Source organism: Sphingomonas sp., from assembly GCF_039595165.1.
GTDB lineage: Bacteria > Pseudomonadota > Alphaproteobacteria > Sphingomonadales > Sphingomonadaceae > Sphingomonas.
Map to the genome: position 1 here is coordinate 1 of NZ_JBCNMA010000129.1, position 9,261 is coordinate 9,261.

The window sequence follows — 9,261 nt, forward strand, 5'->3', positions numbered from 1 at the left end:
TTGCCGGTCGCACCCAAAACGCGTGACCCGTGGCAGCGCGGCGGCGGTTCGTCAAGCAGGGCCCCGCCCGGCGCCGGCCCGCTTTCAATCACCCAGCATATGGTCCGCCACGCTGTAGCTGTGGCTCGCCTGATAGGCGTTCCGCCCGCGGTTCATATGCGTGAGGTTGAACCGCCGAATCGCGCGCGACCCGTGGCTGGACTCCAGGAACGCGCGGATCGAGGCAGCTCCGCGCACCTTGACGCCGAAAATGTCCTTCCCGCGCGGAAAGAACCAGCCGGCGTCCTCAGGCGCCGCCACGCAGCGCTCGATCGAGTCCTGGTCCAGCTGCTCAGGGTCGAGCGCACCCGCGGCGGTGAAGTCCGAGAGATGAAGGATGAAGCGCGCCCGGATGTCCTCGCCGTCGGCATAGAGCGTGAACAGTTCCATCCAGCTCGCGTTGACGCGGACCAGCGGCTTGTCCGACGTCGAGGGCAGGCAGGACACCGACCAGTAATAGCGCTCCGTCATGCGCGGCACGGGGATGCAGCTTGCGCCATAACGTCCGAGCACCTCCAGCACCGCGTCGGCCTGCGGGCGGCGCAGCAGCTTCTGAAAGCGCTCGGCATATTTGAAGCGGTGCTCGAGCGACTCCGCGCGGTCCTCGGCGTCATGCAGAACCGCCTCCCCCTCGAGCCAGCCGCGTTGCTGATCGAGGTCCACGAACTGGCGCAAGCCCTTGGCGGTGCCGGAGGTTTTGCCCATCGCGTCACCCCTCCGCGCCAATGCCTTACTCCCGCGCGATCGTTTGAGAGGAGCTCGCCTCCGAAAGCTCTCCCTGCCAGAGAGCCAACGTGCCGTCGGTGATCGGGAGGACGCCCGAGGTGAAACGATCGATCATGGAAAGCAGCGCCTCGGGCGGGCCGCTGCGCCAATCGTCGCTGGCGTAGAAGCTGTCCTGGCTCGTGCGGCGGTGATCTTCACTGTCATACGCCCGGATCAGGACGAAGCTATCGTCGCCATGCAGCGAACGACCGGCAAACACGATCTGGTGACCCCATGCTGCAAGCAAAGGCGTGACCTCTTCAAGGAACAACGCCTCGAATGCCGCCTGAGCATTCGCCTTGAGTTCGTAGCTGCGGATTTCGATCACACCCGTCATGCCATGATCTCCGTCGGAGCTGTCGGACAGTCAACCAGGAGCGACGACGGACTGCGGCACCGCCGCCGCTGATATGCTTACTCCCACTCGATCGTCCCGGGCGGCTTCGACGTATAGTCGTAGACCACGCGGTTCACGCCCTTCACCTCGTTGACGATCCGCGTCGCCACGCGCGCCAGAAAGCTCGCGTCGAAGGGGTAGATGTCGGCGGTCATGCCGTCGGTGCTGGTCACCGCGCGCAGCCCGCAGACGCTGTCATAGGTGCGGAAGTCGCCCATCACGCCGACGGTCTTGACCGGCAGCAGCACAGCGAACGCCTGCCAGATCGCGTCGTACAGGCCGGCGTTGCGGATCTCCTCGAGATAGATCGCGTCGGCCTTGCGCAGGACGTCGCAGCGCTCCTTGCTCACCTCGCCCGGAATACGGATGGCGAGACCCGGACCCGGGAACGGATGCCGCCCGACGAACACGTCCGGCAGCCCCAGCTCGCGGCCGAGCGCGCGGACTTCGTCCTTGAACAGCTCGCGCAGCGGCTCGACCAGCTTCATGTTCATGCGCTCGGGCAGGCCGCCGACATTATGGTGGCTCTTGATCGTCACCGACGGCCCGCCGGTGAAGCTGACGCTCTCGATCACGTCGGGATAGAGCGTGCCCTGCGCGAGGAACTCGGCGCCGCCGATCTTGCGCGCCTCTTCCTCGAACACATCGATGAAGGTCTTGCCGATGAACTTGCGCTTGGCCTCCGGATCGGTGACGCCGGCAAGGCCGTTGAGGAACAACGTCTCCGCGTTCACGTGCACCAGCGGGATGTTGTAGTGCCCGCGGAACAGCGAGACGACCTGATCCGCCTCCCCCGCCCGCATCAGCCCGTGGTCGACGAACACGCAGGTCAGCTGCTCGCCGATCGCCTCATGGATCAGCACCGCCGCAACGGCCGAGTCCACGCCGCCCGAAAGCCCGCAGATCACCCGCCCCGTGCCGACTTGTTTGCGGATCTCCGCGATCTTGGCCTGGCGGAACTCAGCCATGGTCCAGTCGCCCTTGAGCCCGCACACATGCCGCACGAAGTTGGCGAGCAGCTTCGCCCCGTCGGGTGTATGCACAACCTCCATGTGGAACTGAGTGGCGTAATAGCGCCGCGCATCGTCCGCCACGACCGCGAACGGCGATCCTGGGCTGGTCGCGACCGAGCGGAAGCCCGGCGCCAGCTCGGTCACCTTGTCGCCATGGCTCATCCACACCTGATGCGTCTCGCCCTCGGCCCACAGGCCGTCGAATAGCACGCAGCTGTCCTCGATCTCGATGAAGGCGCGGCCGAACTCACCGCTGTCGCCCAGCGTCACCGTGCCGCCGAGCTGGTGCATCATCACCTGCTGGCCGTAGCAGATGCCGAGGATCGGCAGCCCCGAATCGAAGATCGCCTGCGGCGCCCGCGGCGAGCCCTCCTCGAGCACCGACGCCGGCGAGCCCGACAGGATCACCCCGCCCGGCTTCATCCGCTCGAACGCCTCGGCGGCGGAACTGAAGGGAGCGATTTCGCTATAGACGCCCGCTTCGCGCACGCGGCGCGCGATGAGCTGGGTCACCTGGCTGCCGAAATCGACGATGAGGATGGATTCGCCCGGCTGTGTCATGGCGAGCCGATAGGCAGGCGGGCCGAGCGTGTAAAGCCGGGGAACCAATTGCGCGCTCGCGGATTCCTCGCGCCGCCATGGTGACCGCGCGCTTAACCGCACCCGCAAACCGTTCCGAAGCGCGCAATCGCTTAGGTACAGCGACATGACGACGAACCGGACCCCCCGCCGGATCGCGCTTCCGCTGCTCGGCGCGCTCCTCCTCGCGGCTCCGGCATCGGCGTCGATCCTCGATTATGTCGGCGAGTGCGTGCCGTTCGCGCGCCAGGCCTCGGGCATCCAGATCTGGGGCGACGCCTGGACCTGGTGGGGCCAAGCCGCGGGCAAGTATCAGCGCGGCGATGTTCCCGAGGTCGGCGCGGTGGTCGCCTTCGCCAAGTCGCGTCCTCTGCCCCTCGGCCATGTCTCGGTGGTCAGCCGCATCATCGAGCCGCGCGTGGTGATGGTCACCCACGCCAACTGGTCGCGCTTCGACGGCAAGCGCGGCAAGGTCGAGCAGGACGTTACCCTGTTCGACGTCTCGCCTGCGGGCGACTGGAGCCAGGTCAAGGTCTGGTACCGCGACACGCGCGGGCTCGGCTCGACCACCTACCCCGTCCATGGCTTCATCTACGGCCGGCCGGCGAGTGGCGCGAAGGTCGCCAGGGCGAAGGTCACGACCGAGCTCACCGGCCGCAATCCCGACTATGTCGGCTCGCTGATCGACGCCTACGCGCGCTAGTCCTTGCGCTAAGCACATCCACTCATTGTCGCCCGGGCTGACGAGTGGCTGGACGCACTCGTTCACCTCCGCCACACTCCCCCGATGTTCTTCTCCTTCGTCGACGAGCTCCGCGCCGCGGGCATCCCCGCCAGCATGAAGGAGCACCTCATCCTGCTCGAAGCGCTCGACCGCGACGTGATCGAACGGACGCCCGAGGCCTTCTACTATCTCGCCCGCGCCACTTTCGTGAAGGACGAGGGCCTGCTCGACCGCTTCGATCAGGTCTTCGCCAAGGTCTTTCGCGGCATCTCGACGACGTTCGGCAACGCTACCGCCGGGATCCCCGAGGCCTGGCTGAAAGCGATCGCCGAGAAATACCTGACTCCCGAGGAGATGGCGGCGATCGAGTCGCTCGGTTCGTGGGAAGAGATCATGGAGACGCTCAAGCAGCGGCTCGAGGAGCAGCAGGGCCGGCATCAGGGCGGCAACAAGTGGATCGGCACCGGCGGTACCTCGCCCTACGGCAACTCCGGCTACAATCCCGAGGGCGTCCGCATCGGAGGCGAGAGCCAGCACAAACGCGCGTTGAAAGTGTGGGAGGGCCGCGCGTTCAGGAATCTCGACTCCACCCGCGAGCTCGGCACCCGCAACATCAAGGTCGCGCTGCGCCGCCTGCGCCGTTTCGCGCGCGAGGGCGCCGCCGACGAGCTCGACATCGACGAGACGATCGACGGCACCGCGCGCCAGGGCTGGCTCGACATCCGCATGCGCCCCGAACGCCACAATGCGGTCAAGCTGCTGCTGTTCCTCGATGTCGGCGGCTCGATGGATCCGTGGGTCAAGCTCTGCGAGGAGCTATTCAGCGCCGCGACGTCGGAGTTCAAGAACCTCGAATTCTTCTACTTCCACAATTGCCTCTACGAAGGCGTGTGGAAGGACAATCGCCGCCGCTTCACCGAGCGCACGCCGACATGGGACGTGCTCCACAAGTTCGGCCACGACTATAAGGTGATCTTCGTCGGCGACGCGTCGATGAGCCCGTACGAGATCAGCCATCCTGGCGGCTCGGTCGAGCACTATAACGAGGAAGCGGGCGCGGTGTGGATGCAGCGCGTCAACAACACCTATCCCGCGAGCATCTGGCTCAACCCGATCCCCGAGGAGCAATGGGGCTATTCGCAGTCGGTCCGCATCCTGCGCGAGCTGATGAACGACCGCATGTACCCACTGACGCTGGCGGGGCTCGACGAGGCGATGCGCGAGCTGAGCCGGAAGGCATGAGGAGAGAAGCATGACCGTGTGCGCCGCTCTCGCCCCGATTGCCTTGCTCTGCCTCGCGCTGCCGGGCCTTTCCAAGAACGCCACGGCAGAAACCGTCGTCATCGGTCCGCGGCACGCTCACCTCTACGCCGTCGCCGATGCCTTCGATCGGGCCCAGCTGGCGCAGGACCGCGCCACGTTGGAGCGCATGGTCGATGACGGGCTCGTCTTCATTCAGGCCAGCGGGCAGCGAGCGGACAAGAAGGCGTTCATCGACGGCTGGACCACGCCCGGCGATCGCTACGATCCGGTGAAGCTCAGCGACCGGGAGATCGTGCCGCTGGGTCCGGACGCCTTCCTGATCAGCGCCTATGCCGAGCTCAGCGGCACATCGAGCGGCAAGCGCTTCTCGAGCAGCTTCCGCTTCACCGACACTTTCCGCCGCGTCGGCGGCGAGTGGCGCGCGGTGCACATCCAGGTGACACGCATCGCGGGCTGAGCCGCCGGCCTGCAATGTTGGATTTCGACTGCTGGCTGGACGCCGCTCTTTGAGACCGTCGATCCGCGCCGCCCGACGCTTTCGCCTGACAACCCCACGAACCCACCTCGCGCACGCGTGGCGCCGTGCCTTTTGGGACTTTTCCGCGGCCGCTATCGCGACGTTACAGCCGCTCCACCGAGCGTTGCAGCTTGCGCAATATCCCGGAATCGCCGGCTTGCGCGTCGGCCGCTTCCTGGGCCAGCGCCATCAGCCGCACCGCGCCGAAGCTCGCCGCCAGCCCCTTGAGCCGCAGTGCCGCGCCACGCCAGCTCTCCGGATCGTCGGCGGTCGCGAGCAGCTTCAGCGACCGTTTCGCGCTGTCGAGAAAGGCTTCGCGCAACTCGGCGATCAGCCCGGGCTCATCGCCCACCGCCGCCGCCAAGGTCGCATCGATTGCACCGGGATCATACGCCATGCCGTGTGTCTAATAAGCCGTGCTTAACGACTGGTTTCCCAGCGCTATCCCATTGTCGCGAAACCGTGCTAGACTGGGACAATGAACGGGGGAAGCAACGTGGCGGGTATTGCTGCGAACGAGCGCGACGAGCTCATGCTCGTCGAGGAAGCGGTGCCCGCGAGCGCCGCGCATCCGGAATATGATCCGGGCGAGGATCTCGAGCTCGAGGAGCCGTACCGGGCGCCGGGCGAGTTGCTCGTCCCCCTCCTCGCCGCCGGCCTTACCCTGGCCTGGTTCGGAGTGATGGGCTGGCTGCTCCAGCCGACCTTCGCCGCGCCGCTGCCCCCGGCCCAGCTGCTCCAGCTGATCGCCGCGCTGTGCGTGCCGCCGATCCTCATCGGCATCCTGTGGCTGCTGTCGCGCCGTTCGAGCCGCAGCGAGGCGCGCCGCTTCGCCGACACCGCACGTGCGATGCGCGCCGAGGCCGCGAGCCTCGAGAGTGTCGTCGCCACGCTGGCCCGCAAGATCGAGGCGAACCGCGCCGCGCTCGCCGCGCAGACCACCGCGCTGATGGCAATGGGCGACGGCGCCGCCGAGCGGCTCCAGGCCGTCTCCAACGGCATGGCCGCCGAGGCGCGCTCGATCGATGCCAGCGCCAAGACGCTAATGGAAAGCGCCGCGACCGCCGAGAAGAGCGTCGCGATCGTCCTCGCCTCGCTGCCCAAGGCGCATGAGGGGATGACCGGCATGGCCGCCACCCTCGACGCCGCCGGTCTCAAGGCCGGCGAGCACGCTGCGGCGCTCGACGCTCAGCTCACCGCGCTCGCCGAGCGCGGCCGCGAGGCCGACAATGTCGCCGGCGGTGCCGCCCAGCGCCTCGCCGCGCACATCGCCAAGATGGAGGCGACCAGCGAGACCGCCGGCGCTCGCCTCGAAGGCGTGGCGGCGCAAATGTCGGAGACGGTCGATGCGATGCTCGACCGCGCCGCCGCCGCGGTGGACGAGGCGCGCAAGGGCATCGCCGCGCAGGGCGAGGCGATGCTGGCGATGCTCGCCGCCAACCAGGCGTCGCTCGACGCCGCGGGCCGCGAGAGCATCGAGGCGGTCGGCGCGCGCATCGCCCAGGTCGAGGAGACGATCGGCCGCATCGCCGAGAAGCTTGGCGAGGAGCAGACCCGCATCGACATCCTGCTCGCCTCGGTCACCGGCGGTATCGCCCAGGCCGACGGCGCGATGGCCGCGCTGCACAACGCGGGAATGGAGCGGACCCAGGCGCTGTCCGCCTCGGTCAGCGCCCTCGACAGCTCGACCGCGGCGATGACCGAGACGCTCAAGATCGGCGACGACACCGCGCGCCGCGTCATCACTACCGCCGAGGAGCTGCTCGTCGCGCTCGATTCATCGGCACGCGAGATCGACGAGACGATGCCCGAGGCGCTCGCCCGGCTCGACGAGCGGATCGGCGCGACCCGCCGGGTCATCGCCGGCGCCAAGCCCGAGCTGCTCGCGCTCGTCACCGCCGCCGAGAGCACGCACGACGCGATCGAGGCGATCGCCGACGTCGTCGCCAAGCAGCGCGACACGCTCGCCAAGACTCAGGCGTCGCTCCTCGAGAGCCTCGAATCCGGTCACGCCAAGACCGACCAGCTCGAGGAGATCGTCGACCGCGCCATCGCCAATGCCCGCCGCTTCGCCGACGAGGCCGCGCCGCAGCTGGTCGACGCCCTGCTCCGCATCCGCGAGACCGCCAGCGCCGCCTCCGACCAGGCACGCGCCACGCTCGCCGGCCTCGTCCCCGAGGCCGAGCGCCGGCTGGAGGAAGCCGGCAGCACCGCGATGCGCCGCGCGATCGATGCGGGCGTGCGCCAGCAGCTCGTCGAGCTGAGCCAGGTCGCCGAGACGGCGGTCACCACCGCGGGCCGCGCCTCGGAGCGGCTGACTCAGCAGATGATCAGCATCGGCGAAGCCTCCGCTGCGGTCGAGCGCCGCATCGAGGAAGCCCGCGCCGAGCACGAGGAGGCGGACCGCGACAATTTCGCCCGCCGCGTCTCGCTGCTGGTCGAAGCGCTCAACTCCGCCGCGATCGACATCACCAAGGCGTTCGCGCACGAAGTCTCGGATAGCGCTTGGGCGGCCTATCTCAAGGGCGATCGCGGCGTGTTCACGCGCCGCGCGGTGCGCTTGCTCGACACCGGCGAGGCGCGCGAGATCGCCGCGCTCTACGACGCCGATCCCGGCTTCCGCGAGCAGGTCAACCGCTACATCCACGATTTCGAGGCGATGCTGCGCCAGGTGCTCGCGCTGCGCGACGGCTCGCCGCTCGGCGTGACCCTGCTCTCCTCCGACATGGGCAAGCTCTACGTCGCGCTCGCCCAGGCGATCGAGCGGCTGCGCACCTGATCGCTATTTCTTCGCCGCGTCGAGCACCTTGAGCGCGAAGGCGAGCCGCGCATTGCGCATGTCGGTATCGGTCGCCTTGGGCCAGGCGCTGCTGGCGACCATCACCAGCCTGGTCGCCGGGTCGACCAGGATGACCTGCCCGAAAATGCCCTGCGCGGCATAGAAGCCGCCGGGCAGCGTCCACCACTGATAGCCATAGCCGCCGCCGGGGAAGGTCGCGTGAGTCCTGGTGGCGTCGGCGAACCAGCCCTCGGGCACGATCCCCTTGCCGCCGTCGAGCGTCAGCTGTCCGATCCGCGCATAGTCGCGCAGCGAGACCGAGAGACAGCAGCCGCTCACCTCCGCGCCGCTTTGGTCGGTCATCCAGAACGCATCGCGCTCCATGCCGTAGCGCCGCCACACCTTCTCGCTGAGATAGTCGGCCAGCTTCCTGCCTGTCGCGCGCCGCACGAGCACGCCGATCAAATTGGTCTCGCCGGTCTTGTAGACGAACTTGGCGCCCGGCTGCTCGACCCGCGGCAGCTTGCGCATATAGGCGACGGTCGGGTCCTGCCCCGCCGGCACCGCCTCGGCGAACATCCGCGCGACGTCGCTGTTGGGGTCGGTATAGTCCTCGTTCCACTTGACGCCCGAAGTCATCGTCAGCAGCTGCTTGATCGTGACGCCGTCATAGCCGGCACCGGCAAGGTCCGGGATGTACTTGGTCACCGGCTCGTCGAGCGACTTGATATAGCCGTCCCTGATCGCCGCACCGACCAGCGTCGAGGTCACCGACTTGGCGACCGAGAAGCTCGTCCACCGTCCCTCGCGCGAATAACCCAGCGCATAGCGCTCGAGCCGCACCTTGCCGTCCTGCAGCACGATCAGCCCGGCGACGCTCTGCGCCTTCATGAAGGCATCGACCTCCGCCTCGGCAAGCGGCAGCGGCGCGCCGTCGGGGAGCGGCCGTACCTTGCCGCCCGCCCTGACCGTGTTGCCGGGGAAGATCTTCTCCATCGCGGGGAAGTTCCTGAGCCGCTCCTCCTGCGACCAGAACAGCACCGCGGCGCCGACCTGGCACAGCCGGGCCTCGTCCTGCGCGGCGGGCGCGGGAGCCGGTGCGGGCATCTCTGCTCTGGGCGCGCAGCCCCATAGCGCCACCGCCGAAAGCGCGATCCAGGCCGTCCGCATGTCCCTCTCCCTTCA

9 protein-coding genes are annotated in these 9,261 nt (G+C 68.1%); 4 read left to right on the forward strand and 5 right to left on the reverse strand.

The window, feature by feature from the left end; all coding sequences use genetic code 11:
• Window positions 1-84: 84 nt before the first annotated feature.
• The 3 genes from ABDV68_RS16190 to guaA form a co-directional block, all read right to left on the reverse strand.
• Complete coding sequence (locus tag ABDV68_RS16190; RefSeq protein ID WP_343521136.1) at window positions 85-744, reverse strand: hypothetical protein; 660 nt, start codon at window positions 742-744, stop codon at window positions 85-87.
• Window positions 745-769: 25 nt separating this feature from the next.
• On the reverse strand, window positions 770-1,141 hold the full coding sequence (locus tag ABDV68_RS16195) for an NIPSNAP family protein (protein ID WP_343521138.1): 372 nt from the start codon (window positions 1,139-1,141) through the stop codon (window positions 770-772).
• Window positions 1,142-1,218: 77 nt separating this feature from the next.
• A complete protein-coding gene (gene guaA, locus ABDV68_RS16200) occupies window positions 1,219-2,775 on the reverse strand; it encodes a glutamine-hydrolyzing GMP synthase (protein WP_343521139.1) in 1,557 nt (518 codons plus the stop codon).
• Between the two features lie 145 nt (window positions 2,776-2,920).
• Here guaA and ABDV68_RS16205 point away from each other — a divergent pair, with 145 nt between their 5' ends.
• The 3 genes from ABDV68_RS16205 to ABDV68_RS16215 all read left to right on the forward strand — a co-directional run bounded on the left by ABDV68_RS16205 (window position 2,921) and on the right by ABDV68_RS16215 (window position 5,237).
• Entirely contained in the window at window positions 2,921-3,496 is a 576-nt protein-coding gene (locus ABDV68_RS16205; protein ID WP_343521141.1) for a CHAP domain-containing protein, read from the forward strand.
• A gap of 84 nt (window positions 3,497-3,580) precedes the next feature.
• Entirely contained in the window at window positions 3,581-4,759 is a 1,179-nt protein-coding gene (locus ABDV68_RS16210; protein WP_343521142.1) for a VWA domain-containing protein, read from the forward strand.
• Window positions 4,760-4,769: 10 nt separating this feature from the next.
• Complete coding sequence (locus ABDV68_RS16215; protein ID WP_343521143.1) at window positions 4,770-5,237, forward strand: nuclear transport factor 2 family protein; 468 nt, start codon at window positions 4,770-4,772, stop codon at window positions 5,235-5,237.
• A 163-nt stretch (window positions 5,238-5,400) separates the two neighbouring features.
• Here the strand turns inward: ABDV68_RS16215 and ABDV68_RS16220 are convergent, their stop codons facing one another.
• Window positions 5,401-5,694 (reverse strand): Hpt domain-containing protein, encoded by a 294-nt coding sequence (locus ABDV68_RS16220; protein ID WP_343521144.1) that lies wholly within the window; start codon window positions 5,692-5,694, stop codon window positions 5,401-5,403.
• 99 nt (window positions 5,695-5,793) lie between these two features.
• On the opposite strand from ABDV68_RS16220, the gene ABDV68_RS16225 reads away from it, so the two are divergent.
• Window positions 5,794-8,076 carry a hypothetical protein gene (locus ABDV68_RS16225; RefSeq protein ID WP_343521145.1) on the forward strand — a complete coding sequence of 761 codons (2,283 nt, stop codon included), beginning with the start codon at window positions 5,794-5,796 and terminating at the stop codon, window positions 8,074-8,076.
• Between the two features lie 3 nt (window positions 8,077-8,079).
• Here ABDV68_RS16225 and ABDV68_RS16230 read toward each other — a convergent pair whose 3' ends face one another.
• On the reverse strand, window positions 8,080-9,246 hold the full coding sequence (locus ABDV68_RS16230) for a serine hydrolase domain-containing protein (protein ID WP_343521146.1): 1,167 nt from the start codon (window positions 9,244-9,246) through the stop codon (window positions 8,080-8,082).
• Window positions 9,247-9,261 lie beyond the last annotated feature (15 nt).